A 25,037-nucleotide genomic window follows, 5' to 3' on the forward strand; every position below is an offset into this window, starting at 1 on the left:
TGCCAAGGTAAGTACAGATTGTAATTGAATTGAATTACACATGATTTCTCTTGAATTAACCATTAGAACTAAAAAGGCAAACCTGTACGAAAGTCAGGGACGCAAAGCCACGGGCCTTATCACAGGGAGGGGGACACCCCTCTGTGAATGGCAGCCGGGCCGCTCTTTCCGGTGGTTTTTTTGCGCCCTTTTTTAAATGATTTTTTAATTGAGCGGAGGTCTTTTATGACAAATAGGAAAAGCTTGATATGTAAGGTACTGTGTTTTATTATTCTGGCTCAATTTCTCGCCCCTTTTATGGAATTCTCAGGGATGAAAATTTCCGCACAGGACAGTATGCTCAAAATCCGGTTTCAGCCCGCTGAAACTCCCGTACAGGAAGGGGAGCTTGCAGATTCTGGAGCCGTTTTTAGCGTCAAAAACCAATACTCCTACGGCTGGAACATAGATCATACTGATGCAACCGTCTCAAGAGATACATACGACGACTCCAGCATAAGCAGCCTGACACGAATCCATCCGGATGGGAAGTGGGAAATTGCGCTAGACAATGGTACTTATGAAGTCTCAGTAACCGTAGGTGACTCTGTATACAGCAGCAACAATTCACTTGCCGTAGAGAATGTCAAATTGATGGAGGGACTGTCTCTTGAAGCAGGGCAGTATAAAACGATCAAGAAGAAGGTTGCTGTTGAAGATGGAAGACTGACTTTAAGTCAAATCAATGCTACTGGAATTGAGACTGCTCTAAATAGCATAGATATTTCATTGGTGAATACATACACTCCCACTTTGATCCCGCCTCAAATCCGCCTGCCTTTTGAACCCAATAAGGTTGCCGGAGACAAAGTTCTTCTGTCTGGAAGTATGACCAATATACATAACGCTCCGCCGTTTATCAGGGTAAATGGTCTGCAGGGAGAGATCTCCCGGCATATCCGCGAACAAATAGAATCCATCGGACAACAAATACAGCAGGTTAGCAAAAATGCAGTGGCAATAAGAAATGCTGATATTGAAACGATTCAAAGCTCTATCCGCTCAAACAGCAACAAGCCTGCAATAATAGCAGTTGGGCAGATGAATCTAGAATCGAGTGTTACGTTCGGAAGTGAAGAACAGCCTGTCATCTTAATCGCAGATGGCATCAATACGAACCGGAGTCTGAATATAACAGTTTACGGATCGTTAATCCTTCATGGAGGATTAAATGCAAATACGGAGTTGAATGTTAATGTTATCAACCCTGCGCAGGATGTGAATCTTGGTGACCTATGGGTACAGGGAACCGTGCATCTAAATAATAACTCTAATGTTCATGTAGATAATGAGCTGTTTGCCGGTTCTTTGGTTTACAACAACGGCTCTCTGGATCTATCGGCGAAACGGGTATTAGTACAGGGCAACATGAACATCAATACTCTGGTAACTATGAATGTTGATGAGGAAATGTCTGTAGGAGAAGTGGTATCCAATAACTCAAGGGCAGAACTTAATGTAGCCCAGGGAGATCTATTCGTCCGGGACAATGTCAGTATAAATAATCATTTGAATATCAACACAGGCGGATTATTTGCAGTTGGCGGTAATGTCATCTCGAATCAAAGACCTGTAATTCACACGGGGAATGAGCAAGCAGGACGTACATTATTGAAGTATGTTCTGTCAGGCCTTAAGGCTGAGTATTACAGCAATAATGATTTCACGGGCAAGAAGGCCGTGAAAGTAGATGAATCTATTTCTTTGGCTGGCCAACCTGTTCTGGGTGTGCCGGGAATAGCGGACCAGCGCTTCTCCGTTAGATGGACTGGGCAGATTCAACCTAACTATACTGACCAATATACTTTCTCGGTTAAAACGTCAGGTGGAGTCAGACTTTGGGTGAATGATCAGCTCCTGGTCGATGCCTGGACAGCGAAGCAGCATGTGGAGCAAGGCACGATCCAGCTTGAAGCCGGTAAAAAATATGACCTGAAGATGGAATACGCTAATGATATAGGGAATCCTCAGGCCAGCTTATTCTGGGAGAGCGGGCAGCAGATTCGTGAAGTGGTGCCCTCTGTATCTTTAAGACCTTTTTCTATACCTGCAGTAAATGCAAGTGCAACAGACTCAGCCATTACACTGGGCTGGCCTTCTCTGTTCAATGCGGACGGATATGAGGTGGAATTTGATAAGGAGGTTACCGTCCTCGGCAGTGAACCTGATTTTACCAAGGAGGAGCTTAGTCCGGGAACCGAACATTTCTATCGTATTCGGGCAATCAGTGGCGACATCAAAGGGGAGTGGTCAATAACTTCTTCTTATTGGACCTTACCGGCTGCACCACTGAATATTCAAATGAATGCAACAAGCCATACGATTACTCTTGAATGGGAGCCGGTAACCGGGGCCACCAGTTATGAAATAGAGGTTAATAACAGCACAAAGAATATAGGACCGGTGCTAACTTACCAGGAGAATGATCTGAATCCGAACATGCCCAAAGTATTCCGTATCCGGGCGGTGAACAGCAGCGGAGCAGGAGCATGGAGCGAAGTGGTTACGAAGACTACTCTGGTTGGAGTCCCCTCCAAGCTGCAGGGAACAGCAGACGAGCGGTCTGTTCATCTGAACTGGGATGCTGTATCAGGGGCTGCCTCGTATGATTTGGAGATAGACGGAACCCTTAGTAATAGCATCATGGATCATTCGTATATACATGACAACCTGCAATCTAACAGCGAGCACAGTTATCGTGTACGTGCTAAGAATGATGATGGAATCAGTGAATGGAGCGATCCCATTACAGTGTACACTTCGCCTGGAGTTCCCCAGAACCTTATAGCGCAAGTCGAAGGAACCTCAGTTCATGTGACCTGGGATAAAGTGGCCGGGGCCACAGGATATGACATCGAGGTAGATGGGGACGTGCTGGATAATGAAATGAAGCTTGAATTCACTCATTCACAGCTCCCGTTGAATTCAGAGCATACCTACAGAGTGCGGGCCAAGAATGAGAACAGAGTCGGAAGCTGGACCCAAACAATTGTTTATTCTACTCATGCGGGAGTTCCTAATAATATTCAGACTACAGCGAATAGCAACGAAATCACCATAACGTGGGACATAGTTGCAGGTGCCCTGAGTTACGATATTGAACTGGATGGGACAACGATTCGCAACATTTCGGATAACCTCTACATCCACAAGAAGCTGGCACCCTTCTCCACGCACAAATATAGAGTAAGAGCTGTTAATGCGGCAGGAGCAGCCGAATGGAGCGGATACGTAACTGCAACCACGACCTTCGGCAAACCATCTAATCTGAAGGCATTAGCCAAGAATACAAGTATTGAACTTACGTGGGACAAGGTAGAGAGTGCGACTGGCTATGATCTCCTGGTAGATGGCGAGGTTCTGAATAATGAAGAATCGTTATCCTATAAGCATACTGAATTGGAACCCTATTCCTGGCATAATTATCGGGTCAGAGCGAAGCAGGGAAGCTTTCTTGGAGAATGGAGCGAACCTCTGACGATTTCAACAGTGCTCGGGATTCCGGGAAATGTAAAGACGGAGACCAAGAGCAATCAAATCCGATTATCCTGGGATTCAGTTAAGGGTGCTACCGGCTACGAAATTGAAGCGGACGGTACAATTATTGACAATGGCAGCAAGATGGCTTTCACGCATACCGGTTTGTTGCCTAACACTAAGCACAATTATCGGATACGGGCCAAGAACACTCAGGCCGTCAGCGATTGGAGTGAATGGACTACCATTGTTACTGGTGTTACAGCACCAGAGGTGCCTAAGAATCTTAGAGGTGAAGTGACGGTGAATTCCGTTCAGCTTGCCTGGGATTCCGTGAATGACGCGTCCAGCTATGATTTGGAGATAGATGGACAAGTCGTTTCAAATTCCAACCAGTTGGAATACAAACACAGCGGACTTGAGCCCAATACAATGCACGCTTATCGCGTTCGGGCTAAGAATGCAGGAGCGACGAGCGACTGGTCAGAGATTTTGAAGAAAACAACGACTCCTGCAGTAACAATCAAGCCGGAAAAGGATACTCAGCTCAATTTTGTAATGATCATCCCTTATAAAAGTGACAAGTCTGAGCGCAGAGTTACGGTCACGTATAATGCCAATGATCTTGAGGTCATGGATCTGCGGGCAGAGACCCCAGACATGGAGCTTGAGACTGGCAGTATAGCAGGAACACCAGTGAATATCATCCAGTTTGAACCGGGGAAAATTGTCTTCAGCGTACAAATGAGCAATAAGGCTGCGATGAACACTATTATTTTCAATGCGAAGACGAATCAATTTACTAAAGTAACCTATACCATAGAGTAGATTTTATAGAGGTGAGAGTGGAAAACTATGAAAAATATATTCTTAAAATCTATTACTATTTTCATGGCATTAATGTTAATTATCCTTATTTCGGGATTGTTTCCAGGGAATGAAGTTGTCAAGGCTTCAAATACTGATATTGTTTCCTATGCGGATGTGCGTATTCCTGCTTGGTATGAGAAATCTGAAATTATTACATATGATGCGCATGGGTGGTTATCCGGAGATTTTCAAGAGACAGTTATAACTGATATTCAATATAATAAATTGACAAAAAAAATGTCCCTTAGAGTAGTTCCGGCTCAATACAATTTAAAAATGTCTCTCAATACCGACACCATGTATTATAACACTTCTACATTTATTAATATGTTTGCACGGATGCAATTAAAACATCCTAACCAAGACGGTTATGGGTATTTATCGTATGAACTGGTTAAAGCCTCTTATGAAACTGTCCATAGTAGTAATTATCGTACTATTGACGCAATTATTGATGCTAGCACAGGTGTTATAAATCCAATTCAAATGGAGTTAGATGAACCTCCAACAAAACTATTATGGAGTGCGTTTTTTTCGAAAACTTTTAGTGATGGATACAATTGGCAGGGAGATAAAGAATTTTATGGAAGAAGAAATTTTGAAATTGATCTTGTTCCGAATAGTGAGCCTACCCTTGATATTTTGAATTCAAGCAATCAATTTATAAGTGGAAGCTCCAATTTCATACCCTTAGTTAGAGTTGCAGACCCTAATGGGGATCAACTTGAAATAAAATACTATTTAGATTCCGACACAGAGCCTCGAGAGGTTAAAGCAGTAACGAATACAACATCAGGCCAAACTGTTTCATTCAACGTATTAAACACTTCAAATCTATACGAAGGCAGCCATACCATCCGCTTTACCGCCAGCGACGGAAAAGTCACCACCCAGAATTCGGTTACCATCGTTGTAGATAAATCACCACCTGTGATTGGAAATATCAATATTATTTCTTCAGATTCACAGGTTCAAGTATCGGGAACAGCGGCAGATGCTGTATCTGGGCTGGATAACGTACCTTATCGTTACACAGTGGGAAGTCAGTCGAGCGGCTGGACCACAAATCCAAGCTTTACGGCAACAGGATTAACCTCCAATACCGCATTGTATACGAAGATTGAAGCGAGAGATAAAGTAGGGAATATCGCAGTCCATGAGCAAAATGTCTATACGAGAGCACAGGTTCCATCACTATCTCTTCAGCAAAATGGTGAAACCTCGCTAGTAATGCAGCTTCATGATCAGAATGCCGCTTCAACCCAATATTTAATTCAGATGGGTACTGCTTATGTTAATTCATCCGGTACGCTCACCTCTTCACCTGTATGGATTACCCCGTCTGGCAAGACCGTGGTGATTAACGGATTAACAGCAAATACTTCATACTCCTTCCAGGTGAAGGCAAGGAATAATGAAGGGCTAGAGACAGCGTTCGGAGGTCCGGCAAGCGGAACTACATTAGCCGCTGCACCTGAAGGGATTACTGCGGAAGCTTCACAGCAATGGATTAAGCTAACATGGTCCCCATCAGCAGGTGCATTAGGTTATGAGGTAGAGGCAGGGGGAGCAATTATCAATAATGGAGCCTCCACTTCTTATACTCACAATGGATTATTACCGAATACTCAGCACACCTATCGAGTTAGAATTATCAATTCAGGAGGTACGAGTAGCTGGAGTCAGGCTTTTACTCAGATGACACTGCCCGAACCGCCGGCTTCTCCTGTCAATTTATTGACGGTTCCTTCGCAGAAGTTCATTTCATTGACCTGGGATTTAGTTCCTCATGCTACGCGGTATGAAGTGGAAGCCGATGGAGTTGTGACAGACAACGGCACCCTCAACTCCTTCACGCACAAAGATCTGGAAGCTTCAACGGATCATACCTATCGTGTAAGAGCAGGTAACTTAGGAGGAGTGAGTGAATGGAGCGTACCTGCCGTACAGCAGACATGGCCTAATCCGCCAGAGACTCCCACGAAGATATCAGCAGTGCAGGATATTCATACGGTAACTGTGAAGTGGGATGAGATGGAACGGGCCAGCGGCTACGAGATTGAAGTGGACGGGCTAATTATCGACAACAAACAATTGACCAGCTATACCCATGAAGGATTAGATGCACTTAGCGGTCATACCTATAGAATTCGCGCAGTTAATATAGGCGGGAAAAGTAAATGGAGCTCTCCTCTGGATGTAACCACTCATCCGGAAATACCGGATGTGCCCACGAACATAATGACGACCGCGGATGAGAGTCAGATTACTGCATCGTGGCGCACCGTTCCTCATACGGATAGTTACGATATTGAAGTGGATGGCGGAACTATAATCACTGTAAAGGATAACCTGTTCGTGCATGACCAGCTCGCTGCAGATTCCAAGCATACGTATAGAATCAGAGCCGCTAATATTAGCGGAACAAGTGAATGGTCGAAACCGATAACCATGGCTACCATGCCTGCAGGAATAAACACAGAATCCTTAACAAATGTAGTAGCGGTAGTGACAAACAAGTCGATTACCCTGTCGTGGGATACTGTTGCAGCGAATGCACGATATGAAATAGAAGTGGATGGCAAAGTATTGGATAACGGTGCGGATACCATTTACAATCATACCGGTCTGCAAGCAGAAGAGTACCATCTCTATAAAATCAGAGTGAAGCAAGGCACTGAGCGTGGAGACTGGGTGGCCGTATTGGCGCTCTCTACTCTCCCTAACCTGCCTGACTCCCCTTCCAAGATAGAGGGCTTTGCCCAAAATAATTCGATTGAATTGCGCTGGGAGAAGATGGAGGGGGCTAATGGCTATCAGCTTGAAGTAGACGGGAAGACGATCGATGTCGGCAACAATATCACCTATCTGCATAACGAGCTTGCTTCAGGAACCGCTCATACGTACCGGGTAAGAGCGAAGAATACTACAGGGGTGACTGCATGGAGCCCTTCCCTGCAGAAGAGTACCACCAGTCCGGATTACGTTCTTAAAGTGAAGAAGGATAAGGAAGCTAGTCTGACTTTGCTGGCTCAGAATGTACAGGATTTCAGTGAACTGGAGTTTGTAGTGACCTATAATCCCGATGAGCTTGAATTGATCGACTTATATGATTTCACTCCGGCCAGTGATCTCTCTAATGGCAGGATTGCCGGTTCTAACTTGACTGCAACTTATACTGCCGGGAAAATCACGTTTTCGATCGACCAGAATGTTGTCCCCGGAACCTCTTGGTCTGGAGAGATAACTACGCTCACGTTCAAGTCAAAAATAACTGGAGATAGTAACGTAAAAATTACTGTAGATTGATGATATTGAAGGAGAATGGTAATGATCCGTAAGCGAACATACAGATATATATCCATAGCAATCATAGTGGTGTTGCTGGCTGAAGCAGCCATTGTGACCTTTCCAAGGCTTAGCCGAGAGTCAGCAGTACAAGAGTCTTCGCAGCAACTAGATGAGCAGACGGCTGCAGAGCTCTCTAACCTTAGCGGAGTTGCAGCAAAACAAATTCTAGCCATGAAAAAATCAGGTTCTTCATGGAATGAAATTACGGAGACTTTAAAGCAGCAGCTTCCGGAGAACAATACTGAAGACAAGCAGGGGCGTTCAAATCTGCTGCATGAGGCGGGTCTAGGTGAGGAATTACTTAAGGAGCTTCGTCAGAAGGGCTTCCAGGATGACGAGATCATGGAAGCTAAAATGCTGACAGAGAGAACTATGCAACAGTTAAAAGAAGTTGTCAGCAGTGCAGAGTCTATGGTGGAGAAGCCGGAAGCATCCCCAGATCCATCCGGTTCGGCTGAGGAGGATTTACAGTCTGCGTATGTAACGATTAACGAGCAATTTAATGAGGGAGAGGCTGTTACTCTCCTTCTTACCTTGCAGCAGGAATTCGGTTCCATGGAAGCCGTAATGAATGAATATTTATTGTCGCTTCAGATTGGGCTGAATCTCAAGGACTATATCACTGATCCCAAAACGTATCAGGAAAATAAAGAGCAGCAAACGATCACACTCAAAGAGAGTGAGATTGTAACACTGGACGCTCTGGAGAAGCGGATGCTAGAGCAATTACAGCAGGGGAATGAAGCACCTGATCTTAAAGTTGCAGAGAAGGACTATGACCCCAGCAATATGGTAACTGAAGACAAGGAGTCACTGATTCCGGATATTAATCCGCCTACGGTGCAGGATGTAAGACCGGAGAATCCGGGTGAATCGGTCAGACAAGAGATTCAGGCGATGAACCCTAATTACAAATAGAGGAGTTAAGAGGAATGAACAAACGCAAGGTCATTCAAGCTTCAGCTTTAATCATCATTCTGGTTTTGGTGTTCCAGGCAGGAGTATTCGCCTATGCCAAGGTGGCCGTTACTCCTAAGGCGGAGACTGAAGAAAGTCCGGAAACGAATACTGGACCTGTACAGTCTGAAGTAGTTCGGAGTTCATATGATCAGTTCCTGAAAGAATTCAGTGTTCAAGAGACATACCGTAAGCAGATTGATCAACTGGTTGCTGGCGGTTATAGCCGTGCAGCTGTTTTGACCGCTTATGACTTCTTATACCACAATTTCGGTAATGTGAATGAGTGGACTGCTATGCTGGAGGCCAGAAATACAGGCAAGACCTGGGAGGCGCTTTTCACACAATACCGTGAGACACATAAAGATTTTATCCCCAGATCCTTCGAATCAGAAGAGCTTGAACTTCTAATGCAGGTGCAAGGAGCGACTTCAGACGATATTATGATTGCTGACAGACTATCTTTCGTAACCGGCAAGCTGTTTGGAGATTTACTGAATGCGAAGCTGAAAAGTGGTAAATGGAACAGTGTTTTTGAACAGGAAAAGGTATTGTACAGCGGAAATCCGTTTCCAAGAGTTCGGATAACAGAGGAAGAAGTTCGTAAGTATACTGGGGACAGCAAGCTTTCCGATCAGCAGGTTACACATGCTTTTGTATTGGCACAGAAGCTTGGAGAGTCTGCCAAAGTTGTAGTTACCAAAGTCGCGCAAGGAATTGCAGATGAAATAATCATGGCCCAAAGTTATACGGAAAAGTACGGAGAATAATTAAAAAGGCAGACGGGGGTAGCTTTGTGAAGAAAGCATGTATCCGAATATCATTGGCTTCTTTTATCTTGATGATGTTTTTCTTACCGGCAGCAAGTGCTGAGACCTTACAGGATCAACTTAACAATCTGGTAGGGCCGAAACAAAAGTATAACACTATGCTCTCACCGGCATATTTAAGAACCAATGAAACGGTTGACGAAATTAGCCCTCAGAGTGGTTCACTAACCATCACTCAGACGGACTATGTTCTGCCTGGCAAGAACGGATTGGATCTTGAATTCAAACGAATTTATAAGAATGAAACAGCGAATGTGCAAGAGATGGAAGTGAATTATGTAGACGGAGCCTGGGTAGACAGAGCCTTCTCTTATGCCAAAACCTCCTCCTTCTATGAGGATAGATATAACCTCGGCATGGGGATGCGCTTCTCCTTCCCGAATATTGAAGTGAAGGTGAATTCGGACGGCTCCAGCCATAAGTTTTTGCATACAGACAGCGGTGATGTATATCGCCTTAAGCCTGCTAATCAAGATGGAGCCTATGTATTTTTGCCGGAGGGTCAGACTGTGAAAGATGTGGTAGTCCGTGAAGCTGTCACTTATCAAAATGGACAAGCAGACGGAACCTCCAAGTACAAGATGACAGGCAAGGATGGAAAGAATACCTATTTCGCCGAAGACGGCCGGATCTTGGGCATCGTGGACCGGTATGGCAACACTATTAATTTTCAGTATGAGTCATTGAATTATTATATGGATGGTCATTCCATTAACAAGAAGCTGATCTCCAAAATTACGGATTCAGTGGGCCGTGATACAACGATTGAATACAAAGAGGATTTCAATTACTCAGTAGGCCCGATCAGCATTGATTCTCCTGTAAATGCAAACAACTATTTTAATGCATCGCAAAGCCCCAATAATACGGATTCCGGAGATCTAAAGGGTAAGTTCCAAGTGATTGTTCATCTTCCGGGTGATAAAAGTATTGTGTATGACAAGTCAGCGGCGCTCGTTAATGATTCCAAGCATGTTATACGAACCCGGCTGCAAAGGGTATATGACACGGATGCGAAACCGAAATTCATGTTCTGGTATGAGCAGCCTGATCTGGGCTTCACCTACTTCAATAAAGATAAATATTCCGCCTATTCCCGTTACGAGAATCTTGTACTTGTAGATGAAGTGAAGAGCAATAAGGCGAAGAGCTATGTGTATAACACCTACACCAAACGGCTGAATGAAGGCAGTATGCAGTACAGAAAGATTTTTGAGAGTAATGATCTGATCAAGAAAGGGTTCAATCCTGCCAAACCAAACTTTCTGGATAAATTCGTAACCGATACCTATAACAAGAAGACTTACACCTATACCAATGAAGCTGACGGGTACGGCACGGCAGACTATAAGCAGGATGATAAGACCTATCTTAAAGATACATACCGTTATTACACAACGATCACCGATGTTAACGGTAGCACTGTCAAATATACATACAACGGTAATCAGGAAATGATTCTCACCGAGAAGCTGGGCAAAAATCATAAAGAGACCATGACCAGTGAGCATGATGAGCTGAAGCTGGTCAAGAAACAGGAGACCCTTGTCTATCAAGTGAATAACGGGCAGGCTACGGGTGAACTGGTTCGTTCCATCGAGAACTACCGTTATGACGAGTACGGCAATATGACCAGTCATACCGGACCCATTGCAGAGCGTGACAGCAAGGGATATCCGGTGAACAATGAACATACCGAACTTTATACCTATGATATTAATAAGTTCCATGTTCTGACCCAGAAGACCTGGAAGCTTGACCCGAATACAACGGCTCAGACCAACTATGAGCTGGATAGTAAAGGCAATGTAATCAAAGAGAGCAAAGCCACGAATGATCCAGCGAATCCCTGGCTAATCACAGATTATGCTTATGATTCCTATGGCAATCTAATCCGCAAAACGGCACATGATAGTTCACAAGATTTCACTACTCACTATGAGTATGGTATCGACGCCAATGGCACCAATACCAAAGGGGCTTACCTGACCAAGCAATATCAGCAGGCGGATGGCAAGACTTATGCCAAAACCTACGCCTATGATATGCAGACCGGCAATATCGTCAGCGAGATCGATGCGAATGGCAACAAGACATCGTATCAATACGATGCAGTAGGCCGTGTACTCAAGAACATCAGGCCGGATAATAAGGCAATGCAGTACGAATATCAGGAAAGCCCGTATGCCAACTTCAAGATACAGTACACGGATGCGGGGAGTTACAAGTATCTGAATGAGTATGATATTGAGGGGAATTTGCTGAACTCCAAAGTTTGGAAAGATAATGAGTGGCAAACAACAGCAGTCAAGCAATATGACTCCTTTGGGAATTTAATTAAAGAGATTGATGCCAACGGGCATAGTGCACGGTTCAGCTATGACTCTAATCAGAGGGTTGTAGAGAAGGCTTATTACGCTAATGACCAGATGCTTAAGGGCAAGCTTACCTTAAGTTATCAAAATAACAATGATCCCTTGATGCCTTTAATGCTGACAGTTACAGATGAAGAGGGGTACGATAAGCGATCTTATTATGACTCTCTGGGCCAGATGGTGAAACGTGAAATCACTCCAAATCGCCAAAAGTTCTATACCTTAACTGCTTCATTTGATTATGTGGGTAACTTATTGAGCGAAACAGATCAGAAGCAAAATATCACCCGGTATACCTATGACTCACAAGGCAGGAAGATAAGCCAAACGGACGCTATGGGCAATACCACAGAATATGAATACAACATTCTTGGACAGATGGTTAGAGAGAAGGCTCCCGGAGGCAAAGTCACCGAGTGGACCTATGATAATCTGGGCAGAAATACAGCTAAGAAATTATTGCAATCAGGCTCTGCAGATTATTATTACACCAGAAATGAGTACGACGCTGTAAATAATGTTATCAAAACAACAGCGGGTACTTTCCTCAAGGGTGTTGACCAGGAATCATCTAATATTTCATACGTCTATGATTCCCTAAACAGAATCTCTGATGAATACTCTAAGTTATCGGAGTCTTCTTCATCGCACATTCATTACGATTATGATGCGAACGGAAACAAAATAAAAATAGTTGAATACGGTGATTCTGCAGGCAATCGGCTGATAATCCGTAATTTCCAGTATGATTTTGCCGGACGGCCTGTACTTGAATCTGGCGTCTCCAAAGAGAAGGCAGGGGATGGCACGATAGTTGAAAGGGGACAATTTGAAACTAAGAATACTTATGACCTTGCAGGCAACCTATTAAAGAAACAAATATTTAATGGTACAGGCTACGATACTGAAGAGAATACCTACACCTATAGAAGTTTAATTGCTACGACTAAGTCTCCTTTTAATGCTAAGGGAGCAAGACAGAAACGTTATGAGTATGATAAGGTCGGTAATTTGGTTGCTGAAACTTCTATTATTTCTGGAACCGAACGTACCACTTCTTACACCTATGACGGTATGGCTCTAAAAACAAGTGTAACAGATCCGCTTGGCAATACTGTCCGCTATCAATATGATCCGGCAGGTAATGTTGTGAAGATGGTGGATGCCAGATTCTATAACCAATCTGTGGAAGAAGCTCCGGGAATGGAGAAGGAATATGATGCACTCAACCGTCTGGTGAAAACCACTGCATACGATGGGATAACAAGAGAGGTAGTTGATTACAAGGAGTACGATGGTAGAGGCAATCTCATTAAACAAGCTGATGGTGAAGGATACAATACTGAGAATTCTGGTAAGTCTATAGGAACAGAATATCGTTATAATGTGCTGGATAAGCCGGTTCTGGTAATATCCGCACAAACAGCTTACCTAAATCAGCAACAGGGTACAAGCAAATTCACCAAAAGTCTTAGCTACGACGGCTCAGGCAATGTGTTGGTTGAAACGACTGGTTCAGGAGACACAACTCTCTTCAATTACGACCTGAGCGGAAGATTACAACAATTAACCTATCCAGACGGGTCAACGGTTAAAATGGCGTATGACTTAACCGGCAAATGGGAAGTTAGCAGTACCGACCAGTTAGGGCATGTAACTAAAACGTATAATAATATTTTTGGCAAGCCGTATTTGATCGAATATCCTGATGCTACAACAGAAATGTTCAAGTATTCGGCTAAAGGAGAGCTCTTAGAACATGTAGATAAAGAAGGCAACTCCTCATATTACAGCTATGACCTGGCAGGAAACCAGATTGCTGAGAAAAGCTTCATCAATAAACATGAAACGAATACCAACTACCGGCTAACCCGAATGGATTATGATGAGGCTTCTAATCTTCTGGTCAAAGAAAGTTTCCTGAACAAGGTGAATACTTCGAGTGGTGCTGTGAACGATACCAGCGCTAATAATCGAACAGAGCAAATCTTCGATAAAGCAGGGCGGTTAATCGCAGTAAAGGGACCATTCGGCAGAGAGAGTAAAAATGATTATGACCGCTCCGGTAATGTAGTGGCTAGCTACCAGAAAGTAAGTGATGGTAACTACGATATTACAAGATTCAGTTATGATTCCAGAGGAAGACTAATCAAGTCAACATTGCTGATAAAGACTGCTGATGTAAGCTCTGAATATCTGGCTGGCGCAGAATTCGACAATGAGTATGTGGACCGTCTAGATGCGGTTACGAGTTATTCCTACTACAAAAATGATCAAATGAAGAGTAAGAATGATCCCAGAGGCAATAAGACTCTATACGAATATGACTATGATAAGCTCATGGTTAAGAAAACAGATGCTCTGGAGGGAATATCAAAATATCAATATGACAGTAATGGTAATTTGATTGCTGAGACAAACCCCAAAGGAGTCGCTACTCTTTACGAGTATGATGCACTGAAACGCTTGCTGCGAAAGATTGCACCATCAAGTGACGGAGATAAAGCAATTACAAGATATGTATATGATTTGGCTGGAAATCTGACTAAAGAAATATCACCTAATCAATACTCCTCCGAAAAGGATAAGAACGGCCAGTTGTCTCAAATGAAAGGTTACTCGTATACCTATGATACGATGAACCGCCGGATCTCAAAGATTTCTCCTGAAGGGGCCGGACTGGAATACATCCAGTACAATCTGAATGGCCAGGTTGCCAAGTTTGTTGACGGCTTAAGGTATAAGGGAGACATGAAGTCCTCCAAAGGGACAACATATGCCTATGATGGTTTAGGAAGAATGGTAAAAGAGATCAATGCCCTGAGCGTGTCCAAGCAATATGAATATAATGTGCTGGATCATTTGGTGAAACAAACTGATGCTAGAGGAAACTCCACGCTTTATAAAGTCAATCCAGACGGCACCGTTGCTCAAGTTACCAATCCAGATGGAGGAGTGGTGAAATATGAATATGACAAACTGGGCAGAAAGATCTCGGAAACCAATCCGCTAGGAGCAACAACAGCTTACAGTTACAACGCTTTTGGCAAAGAGAAAACCATAAAAGATCCTTACGGATATTCGATTGAAAAAAAGTACGACCTTAACGGAAATCTGGTTTCTGAAAAAGACAAACGGGGGAGTCTGTCATTATTCAGTTTTGATGCCCTTGACCGGCTTACAGTGAAGAAAATCCCCTTAGAGATGGATAGTAGCAAAAACATTGTGTATTTATCTGAACAATATAGCTATGATTCACTAGGGAATCTGCTTAGTAAGACAATTACTGGATCAAAGGATGGTTCTCCTAAACGTGAAACAACCTACAGCTACTATGACAACAATCTTGTTAGAAACACTGCGGACAACAGTGGAGCGTATACATCAAGAAAATATGACAAGAACGGGAATATGATCTGGCAGGAAAGCCTGAGATCAGAAGGTCATACGGATGTGCAAGATTTTGAATTTGATTCGGAAAATAGATTGACTCAAAAAACAAACTGGCTGGATGAAGAAAGTGTAGGTGATGCCTCCAGCCTGACTAATGGAACTGCCCTAAGATCTACAGATATGCCTGGGAAAATTCGTCAGACCACTGGTTATGTCTATGATATATTAGGCAACAAAGTTCAGGAGATCAGTCCGCGTGCTTATGGTTATCTGGATATGGATACTGCTAACAGAAAACTATACACCTCCTACTATACTTATGATATCTTGAACCGTCCTGAGAAGTTCATTCGGTATAAGGGTGACACTGCGGTATATAAGCAGTATGAATATGATGAAGCAGGAAATAAAATTACAAGCAGGGATGAACGGGGCGGAGTAACCCGTTATCAATATGATGCAATTAACCGTTTAACAGTCACTACAAATACAAAAGGTAAAGAATTTACATCGGGATACGATCTGTCAGGAAATAAAATACAGGAAGAGAATGCAAAGGGCCATACTATTTCCTACACTTATGACAAGCTGAATCGTCTAATTTTAACCAAAGACCCTGATGGTACAGTGATCTCCAAAAATATCTACGATGCCAACAGTAATATTACCAAAAAAATCGATGCCAAAGGGTATGCAGCAGGCAGTACAGATAGTGCCCAATACGGAAGTATCTATCAATATGATCTGGCTAACCGGCTTGTAGCATTCATTGATCCTGAGCTTGCAGTTCTTAATGGAACTTCCAAGTTCACTACGAAATATCAATACAATATCTATGGAGATATGGTCAGTCAAACAGATGCATTAGGCAACTTCATTCAATATGAGTATGATAATGCCGGACGTCTAAGCAAGGTCATTGACGGAGAACAGGTTGAAGTTACTTATGGCTATGACAGTATAGGAAATAAGCTGTTCATGAAAGATGGGCGGGGGAAACTGACCCAATACCGTTATGGCTCCTTTGGAGTTCAGCAGGCTATTACGGATGCCTCCAATCAAACGATTAGTTATCAATATGATCTTGGACTTAACAAAGTACAGATGACTGACCAGATGATGCATGATACTACGTATACTTACGATAACTTTAATCAGTTAATTGAAACGAAGGTTGTACAGACTGGTGATAAGGTTCTCTATGGATACGATGAATCAGGTAATCGTGTTCTCATGACTGATGAGAGTGGGACGTCTAGTTATACTTATGACTCTGAGAATCTGTTATTAGAATTGTCCAAGGATGGTAAGAAACAAATTGGTTATTCTTATGATGATATTGGTAATCTTGCTAAGATAACCGATGCTCTAGGGTATGTAACAGCATATCATTATGACAAATCAAGCAGGATGGACCAGGTAACCTATGATGGTCATACCACGGTCTACACTTATGATTCGAATGGTAACCGGACAGCAGTTAAGTATGAAGATGGCGTTAGTGAAGTATATAGCTATGACCGGAACAACCGCATCCTTAACTTAATCAATAAGCGTAAGGACGGTTCTGAAGTATCCCGTTACCTTTATACCTACGATGCTGCCGGGAGACAAGAGACGAAGTCTGATAGCTACGGTACAACCACATACAAATACGATCAGGCTGGCCGTATTAAGCAGATTGAAGCTCCAGGGAAGACGACCGTCTATGCTTATGATGGAGCGGGTAACCGTAAGTCTATGCTTGAGACCTATACTTCTATGCAGCCAAACAGCTTTAAAAGTTCGAAAACTCAACAAGCTATCGAATATAAATTGAAGAAGGCAGAGTACTTATACTCTTCCAGTAATCAATTAATGAAGCTGGAAGAGCGGATGCATGGGGCAGACGGCAAAGAGATTCTGCTCAAAACCGTGGATTATCTGTATGATGCAAGGGGCAATGAGATCAGCCAGCGGACCAGTTATATTCAACCGCACTCTGCGGATCTGCACCAGTCAACCGGGGGAGAAACATACGGTGCGGGTGAACTACAGGAAAATAACCGGTTCATCGAAAAGGTGACGCGAACTTACGATGGCTTCAACCGATTGAAGAAAGCAGTAACCGTAAAATCCGGTGATCGATCTGAAATTGAGTTCACGTATAATGGAGATGGTCTCCGAACTCAAAAAACGGTACGGAGTGCAAAAACACCGGATATCGCCAAAGAGACCAATTATGTGTATGATCGGCAGCATGTCATCCTGGAGCTGGATAGCAGCGGCAAGCTAAGTACCCGCTACATCCGGGGGATCAATTATATTGCAAGAATGAACCAGGCTGAGAAATATACTTACTATCTCTACAATGGCCATGGCGATGTTGTACAGACAGTAACAGCTAGTGGAGAAGTACAGAACCAATATGATTATGATGTCTTTGGTAACCGCACATTAACGATAGAAGTCTATGCAGAATCTATTCAATATGCGGGAGAATTCTATGATGCAGAATCAGGATTATACTATCTGCGTGCTCGCTATTATGATCCCTACACGGCAAGATTCATATCCGAAGACAGCTATCGGGGCGAAGATACGAATCCATTAAGCCTGAACCTGTATACTTACGCGCACAATAATCCAATCCTGTTCCTGGACCCAACGGGCCACTGGGCAGCGGGTGATGAGAAGTTAAATGTTGAGGCGCAAGCGAAGATTATTGCGTTAACCAATGCTTATTATAAGGCTGTGACGGACGCCGAGAAGAAGGCCATCTCCGCTCAAGCCACAACAGTTAGAACAACAGCAGGGGCAAAGGATACTTCCGTAATCACTCCATTGCAATTCCAGGCAGGCAAAATTACTGATATTGTGGTGCGAGGGACATCAAAAGGCTATGCAACTGAAAAGGAATGGAGACAAGCCTTACAAAGCGTTGGGATAAGTGCCACTAATTCTGCTCGTACAACAGTTGGGGATTCATTCTCTGGCGGAGCAAGTACAATCAACTATTCCATGGTCAACACTGTAACTATTGGACGCACAAATCTGACAGTTACAGTAAAATCTTCAACCCAGACGTTCAATTCAACAAAGAAGACTACGGAGAGTGCGACTGCTTCACTTGCGATGTCGTATAAGGTTACAGCGAACGAACTGAAGTTTATAGCGAATACAGCCTCCTATATGGGAAGTCTGGAAAAATCCTTATATTTTATTGATGCAGTGAAGCTAAACCAAGGGAAAGTGACTCCTGAGATTCTTAAAGCTGCCAAACTAGAAGCAAAAGATCCCAAGCAAACAGCAACTATGCTAAATTTAACTTATGATATGGCTGAAAAAGGGATATCTGTGGGTGAAGCACTTAGAATGTATAAGGAGGAGGTCACCGATCCAAGATTGGCGGAAGCCTATGCTACCGTTACATTAAACCTCGCAGGCAGTGGTTTCAGTTTAAAGAAAATGGCACAAGGTGAGAGCAAAGTAAGTGTAACTAAAAGCCCTAGTAAGTCTAAATTGGCGGGAATTATTGAGGGTGAGGTTAAGGGGACTGGAGGTAAGCCTAAACTTAATGAGAGCAACAGGTTAAATATTGGTGCAGGGGATAATCCTCGACAAGGATACAGAAATGGAGATATTAATCCACGAGCTGAGGGTATTGAAGTAATGGACGCCAATAAATTAGTCGGAATAAAAACCGGATCACAATTAGAGGTAATTGTGCAAAATCCTCATGGTTATTCTCCACTTGAAGGTGATATTCCACGAGTGATGGCACCAGGTGGTGTATTGAAAATATCAGGAGGAGAAAAGAATCCATACTTCAATAAAATATACAAGATGAGTGCTGATGAACTTTCTAAATACGGATTTGAATTAGTGAGTAAAGGAAAGGTTTCAGATGACTTGATGTTTGGAACTCAGAAAACAACTGACGGTAACGTTTTTAGTCCTAAGGCATTGGATAAGCAAATGGAAGTCATTTTAAGGAGGTTGAAATCAAATTGAAATTAGATATTACAAGAGAAAGATTTGAGTTGGTTGATTTGATAGAGTCCACCATAATTATTGATTATTCAACCATGTCATTTGAATATTTGAAATTAAGTGTTTGGGGAATAACTCTTCCCCTTAGTGTATTTGGTTTAGAAGCGTATGGATTAACTGAACATAGTAGACCTTTTAACGACGATGTTTATGTTGCAGGCTATAGTAATCTCCATTTTTATAATGTAACTAGTGCAAATATGGAAGCTGTATTATATGATAAAAAATTCCCGCATGATTTCATAAAATGGCCAGATAACAGCATAATGGAAATCGGCAAAACATGGGGGGATTTAAATGAATTTGAGGATGGCTACAAGTATGAAATTGAAGCTACACTCGCATGGCCCTTCGGTAGGTGTGATTTGTCAGTTGTTACTAGATCAGACATATCTGTAGAATTAAACAGTAGTGATTTTATACCAACTAGAGAATATGTGCTGAACACAAAAAAATATGGATGGAATCAGGATTTATCAAATTTTAATATGTAACTGTTGATACAAGAGCGATAAATGCTTGCTTAGGACAGGTTGATTATGGTTTGAGACCATGATCAACCTGTTTTTTTACCCTATACAAAGATAATTAGTTTCGAATTCACTCTAAAATTAACAGTTCTGAAATATCCAGTTACCGTTATACCTATGATGATGCTGGCCGGCAGATTACCAAGACAGATAGTTTTGGATCAACTGCATACAGCTACGATGATGCTGGTCGTATTAAGCAGGTAGAAGCACCAGGAAAGACGATAGTCTATGCCTATGACGGGGCAGGAAACCGGCAGTCTATGCTGGAGACCTACACCTCGCTGCAGCCTAGCAGTTATATCTTCCCGGATACCAAGCAAGCACTTCAGTATAAATTGAAGAAGAGTGAGTATCTGTATTCTTCAAGTAATCAGTTGATGAAGCTTGAAGAGCGGATGAGCGATACAACAGGGAAGGAGTTGCTGCTCAAAACTGTAGATTATCTTTTTGATAAGAACGGGAATGAGCTTAGTCAACGGACAGCCTATACCCAGCCTCATACAACAGCAATGCACCAGTCTACCGGGGGAGATACTTACGAGGCACAGACTAAAGAAATTAATAGTCTTATCGAAAAAGTAACTCAAGCCTATGACGGGTTCAACCGTTTAACCAAAGCTGTCAAGGTGAAGGCGGGAGACCGAACAACTGTAGATTATGTTTATAATGGTGACGGCTTACGGGTAAAGAAAATGGTAAGCAGTGCTAAAGCAGGGAATATAACAAAGGAAACGAATTATGTATATGACCGTCAGCACGTGATTCTGGAGATGGACGGAAGCAGCAAGCTCAATGTCCGTTACATCCGTGGTATTAACTACATTGCCAGAATGAATCAAGCTAAGGCATATACCTACTATTTGTTCAATGGACACGGAGATGTTGTGCAGACTGTAACATCTGCAGGAGAAGTGCAGAACCAATATGATTATGATGTCTTTGGTAATCCTGTTTTAAGCATCGAGTCCTATTCGGAATCCATCCGTTATGCAGGAGAGTATTATGATGGGGAGACAGGGCTGTACTACCTGCGGGCACGTTACTACGATCCATACATCGGGCGTTTCCTGTCAGAAGACAGCTACTGGGGGGAAGACAATAATCCGCTCAGTCTCAATCTCTACACTTATGCTAATAATGATCCGATCCAGTATATCGATCCGACTGGCCATAAAGCAACGTCAAGCTCTATTCAAAGCCAGATTAATCGTAATGACGCTGCTGCGGACCTCCAGGAGCATCTGTACCTGGCTCAAAAGAAGGCGTCTACACCGCCTCCAAAACAAGAGCCGGCAGCACCAGCGAAGCCTGGACAGAATTCGACGAAGTCGGCTTCGTCGAAGCCAGTAAATAATAATAAGGCAACTCCACCAGCCACGGTAACAAAGCCGCCGGCAACATCAAACAGTGGCTCAACTAGTAGCTCACGTCCATCAGCAGCAGGAAGTGCAGCCGCCGCTGCAATATCAAAGCTGCAGCAGCAAAATACAGTTTTGGCAGCAGATCTGAAAAAAGTAAAGAAAGAGGAACAAGTTCTCCAGGCAACTAAAGCAGCCGTGAAGAAAGATCCTGTACCTGTTAAGTCTGCTGCAAAGAGCTCGGGCAGCGGATCTGTATTTAATTCGATTAAAAATGGAACGAAGAACTTAGTTGTAAATACGTTTAACCTAATGATAGGCGACGATGCTAAGCTTGCTTTCGGTAAGGACAAATCGTTCCTGCAAAGAAGTGCAGGTTCTGCTAACTTGCTGCTTACTGCCGCTACTTTTGGTGGGTCTGCAATTGTTAAATCTAGCGTTAAAGGTACTATCCAGTTAACGGAAAAAGTAACAGCGAAATTTTTCACTTCAGCTGTGGTAAAGGATGCAGCAGAAATAGCTGGAAGTAAAGCGATCCAGAAAGCAGCGCAGCAAACTAGTGCAGCAGTAGGGAATCAGACTGTTCAGGAGATGTTGTCGAACAGCCCGAGTGGGCTGTATAGTAAACTGAGAAAACAAGGTATTCCAACCACTCTGACGGATGATGAGGTTAAGGCGGCTAATTCAGTTAATCTTAGGATGCAGGCTGAGGGTGCGGGGAAAGCTACCCAAAATGCTGGAACAATCAGTAATAAATCTAATGTACCTTACAAGGAAAATGGTGGATTTAATTCACAACAGAATTCATTAGGTGATCATGGACAAAAACATGCATATGACCCAAATACAGCATCAACAAAAAATAAATCACAATACGGAAAAGATGTTGATATTGAGGAGATCACTCTTGATACTATGTATAATCCAGATCATGCGGTTACCAAATTGTATCCAGACGGCAGTAGAGTATCAATTTATAAAAAAGAATACAACGGAAATATAAGTACACCTGATACTCCAACGGGAAGCCACAGAGTATTTGATCATCTAACAGACCCTAGGAAAAGCACTAATTTTCCTTTTATACCAAGAGATTAAAAGAAAGGTGGGGAAATATGCAAGAATACTTCTATTTTTATATTCGTCCTAAAAATCATCCACACTATGTTTCTGAAAACGTGTATTTAAAGCAAGGGATTAGTTACGAAAAAGTTTATAATGTTAAGTCAGCATCGACACTCTGTTCAGATAAATATTTGTATGATAATAAACCAGATGGAATCCCTGACTGGGTAGTGTTTAGCAAGTCGATTCGTTGTCATCTCAATTTGCCTAAAGAAGGAAAATATCTGAAAGTTGAGAACTTTACAGATAAGCTAATGGTATTTGATTCTGATATCGCATCTTTGGTTACAGATCAGTATTATTATGATGTTTTGTTAGTGGACGAAGAGGAAAGAGATTCATTTTATACAGGGTTAACAATGAAGGAGATTTGTAAACAGTATTGGGGAACTATGATGAAATTTTCTGATTATTTACGTGAAAAGCCGTACCCTAATCCAGAAATTCTAATATTTAAAGATATTCCTAAACAGCATTTAAGTTTTGGTGAAGTGAAGTAACTTTTTATATTATTTATTTTTGGACCTTGATTGGCTCTTGCCTTTCAGGGTTTCTTTTTAGAAGGGGGCAGGCCTTCAGAAAAAAATGTTTACAGAAAAAAGAATAGGTTCTGCTAACTTACTCCTGCGAACAAACGGGTGCTGGAGTAATCCCCTTAAAGTGATATTCTTTATGGCAAATACGGTAATAGCCCTGCAAGCAATTAGGAGGTTAGGTTACATTGGATACTTCGGATAAAGTTTTTGGCGCACAATCAAAGGTGTTCATACAGTACGAAGGCTCTTTAGAGGAGTTAGGTTTAAATTTAAAGGAAGGGCTGAATATTCTAGATTTTAGGTATGACAATATAGAAGAAGAACCTTATGATTGGGTGGGTTACGCAGAGGTTCTTGGATTTGAGATGGTTTTGAAGACAATAGAAAACTGTGAGAAGTGGCCGGGTTATCAGTATATACTTGAAGTTTTCACAACCGATTCATTTCAAGAAATATTTAATGATCGAATGTATGATATTTCCCAGTGGATGGCTAGGCACATTGCGTTAGTATGTGAAGTGGCAACAATGGCTGAAATTTTAGATGAAAATACAGGGAAAACATTTATTATGAATAGAGAGAATTGGGAAATGGAATGTAGTTTGGTTGAATCGTATACTGTTATAAGGTCAGATAATTTGTAAAAACGTGATTCCGTTCCGCGGCTTATCGTAAGGAGGGAAGCTGGTAAAGTATAGTCCTATGTTACAAAAGAAAAGGAGAACCCATGAACATTAAAGTATTGATCGTAGAGGATGACCCGATGGTGGCGAAGTTCAACCGCCATTATCTGGAGCAGGTTCCGGGCTTTGAATATGTAGGCTGGGCTGCGACGGGGGATGAGGCGTTGATTCTGCTGGAGGAGCAGCAGGTGGATCTGATTCTGCTGGATATTTATATGCCGCGTGTCAGCGGGCTGCAGCTGCTCTCTGCGCTGCGGGAGCAGGGGAGCAAGGTGGATATCATAGTGATCTCCGCCGCCAGTGACAATGCCAGCATCCGCAAAGCGCTGCAGAACGGGGCCGTGGATTATTTGATCAAGCCGTTTGAGTTTGCCCGGTTTCAGGCGGCACTGTCGGCGTATCGTGAAGATTATAAGCTGATGCACAAGGAGCATCTAAGCCAGGAGCAGCTGGATAAGCTGCTGCGGCATTCGCTCGGGACGGAAGAGGAGAAGTACGCTGCCCTGCCGCTACCCAAAGGGCTTGCCGAAGGCACACTGGACAGCATCTGGAGCACGATTAGCCGGCTGGAGAGCCCGGTGTTCTCTACGGAGGATATCAGCAGCCATGCGCCCATCTCGCGGATCTCGGTCCGCAAATATCTGGCTTTTCTGACGGAGGCAGGGATTCTGGAGATGGAGCTTAGCTACGGGGCGGTAGGCAGGCCGGTGTATATGTATAAGGTGAGGCCTGAAGGGCATGAACTTATCCGTAAATATCTATAAGCAGCTAGGGCCGGAAGGAGCCGGCCGCACAATTAAAACGGAGTCACGGTTGCCTCAAGGCTGCCCCAGGCGTTCCATGACTCCATATAGCCGTCACATTAGCTGTGAAGGTTAGTAAGCTATGCCATACATAAGCGTGCGCAGAATCAATCGAAGGCCTGCTGCAGAGCCAGCGGACTGAACTCGTTAATGATTTTATAGGCTACCAGGTGCGGGTTGTTCATGTCATTGTCATAGATAATCATGTGATGCTTGCCCTTCAAAATAATGTCGAACCGCTGCTTCCGGTCGGCCTGGACAATGGTAATGTAATAGCTGTACTTGTTGTCTGTGCTCACATTGCGGGCGGATTTCATCAGGCGGACGCCGGAGAAATCATCGTAGATCTGCTTAATCGCTTCCGGCTCAGTAAGCACAACGTCCTTCTGTTCACCGGGAACAGAAGACAGGCGGGTAATTTCCAGAGCGGCGATATCTTCCAGACGGACGGTTCGGGTAACTACTCTTTTGAATGAAGTATAGCGGCTCGCGGTGTAGCTCATCAGGGAGACACCGGCTGCTGCCAGAACAGCACCGGCCAGCCAATATTTTTCGCTTTTTTCCATAGTTTCTGCTCCTCCTAGTGATACGGTTGTATAAGCTCCAATTATAAATCTATAAACACATTCAAGCAAATTCACTACCTTTATTTACTTTATCATTTCTTTAATTACT

The 25,037-nt window shown here is 43.1% G+C and carries 11 protein-coding genes and 1 riboswitch; of the genes, 10 read left to right on the forward strand and 1 reads right to left on the reverse strand.

The features are described 5' to 3' along the window. Window positions 1–65: 65 nt before the first annotated feature. Window positions 66–167: riboswitch (cyclic di-GMP riboswitch) on the forward strand. From MKY86_RS07240 to MKY86_RS07285, 10 genes are all read left to right on the forward strand, one after another. Continuing rightward, a complete protein-coding gene (locus MKY86_RS07240) occupies window positions 148–4,344 on the forward strand; it encodes a fibronectin type III domain-containing protein (protein WP_340826672.1) in 4,197 nt (1,398 codons plus the stop codon). (Overlaps the previous riboswitch by 20 nt.) Before the next feature lie 27 nt (window positions 4,345–4,371). After that, window positions 4,372–7,695 (forward strand): fibronectin type III domain-containing protein, encoded by a 3,324-nt coding sequence (locus MKY86_RS07245; RefSeq protein ID WP_076083665.1) that lies wholly within the window; start codon window positions 4,372–4,374, stop codon window positions 7,693–7,695. Window positions 7,696–7,716: 21 nt separating this feature from the next. Further along, window positions 7,717–8,655, forward strand: coding sequence for a hypothetical protein (locus MKY86_RS07250; protein WP_076083668.1), 939 nt, complete (start codon window positions 7,717–7,719; stop codon window positions 8,653–8,655). 14 nt (window positions 8,656–8,669) lie between these two features. Then, complete coding sequence (locus MKY86_RS07255) at window positions 8,670–9,464, forward strand: hypothetical protein (RefSeq protein WP_076083671.1); 795 nt, start codon at window positions 8,670–8,672, stop codon at window positions 9,462–9,464. Between the two features lie 26 nt (window positions 9,465–9,490). Continuing rightward, a complete protein-coding gene (locus tag MKY86_RS07260; protein WP_143803859.1) occupies window positions 9,491–19,285 on the forward strand; it encodes an RHS repeat-associated core domain-containing protein in 9,795 nt (3,264 codons plus the stop codon). Further along, complete coding sequence (locus MKY86_RS07265; RefSeq protein ID WP_076083677.1) at window positions 19,282–19,818, forward strand: hypothetical protein; 537 nt, start codon at window positions 19,282–19,284, stop codon at window positions 19,816–19,818. Before MKY86_RS07260 ends, MKY86_RS07265 begins: the two co-directional genes overlap by 4 nt. 299 nt (window positions 19,819–20,117) lie before the next feature. Further along, window positions 20,118–22,313, forward strand: a complete 2,196-nt coding sequence (locus MKY86_RS07270) for an RHS repeat-associated core domain-containing protein (protein WP_076083680.1) — start codon at window positions 20,118–20,120, stop codon at window positions 22,311–22,313. A gap of 17 nt (window positions 22,314–22,330) precedes the next feature. Next, the gene (locus tag MKY86_RS07275) at window positions 22,331–22,840 is read left to right on the forward strand and encodes a hypothetical protein (RefSeq protein ID WP_083685632.1); all 510 of its coding nucleotides are present in this window, start codon (window positions 22,331–22,333) and stop codon (window positions 22,838–22,840) included. 221 nt (window positions 22,841–23,061) lie between these two features. Beyond that, window positions 23,062–23,520, forward strand: coding sequence for a hypothetical protein (locus MKY86_RS07280; RefSeq protein WP_076083683.1), 459 nt, complete (start codon window positions 23,062–23,064; stop codon window positions 23,518–23,520). 83 nt (window positions 23,521–23,603) lie between these two features. Beyond that, window positions 23,604–24,323, forward strand: a complete 720-nt coding sequence (locus MKY86_RS07285) for a response regulator (RefSeq protein ID WP_076083686.1) — start codon at window positions 23,604–23,606, stop codon at window positions 24,321–24,323. A gap of 146 nt (window positions 24,324–24,469) precedes the next feature. Here the strand turns inward: MKY86_RS07285 and MKY86_RS07290 are convergent, their stop codons facing one another. Next, window positions 24,470–24,928, reverse strand: coding sequence for a hypothetical protein (locus MKY86_RS07290; protein WP_076083689.1), 459 nt, complete (start codon window positions 24,926–24,928; stop codon window positions 24,470–24,472). Window positions 24,929–25,037 lie beyond the last annotated feature (109 nt).

This window comes from Paenibacillus sp. FSL R7-0333, from assembly GCF_038000365.1.
In the GTDB taxonomy this organism is placed as follows: Bacteria; Bacillota; Bacilli; order Paenibacillales; family Paenibacillaceae; genus Paenibacillus_AQ; species Paenibacillus_AQ silagei.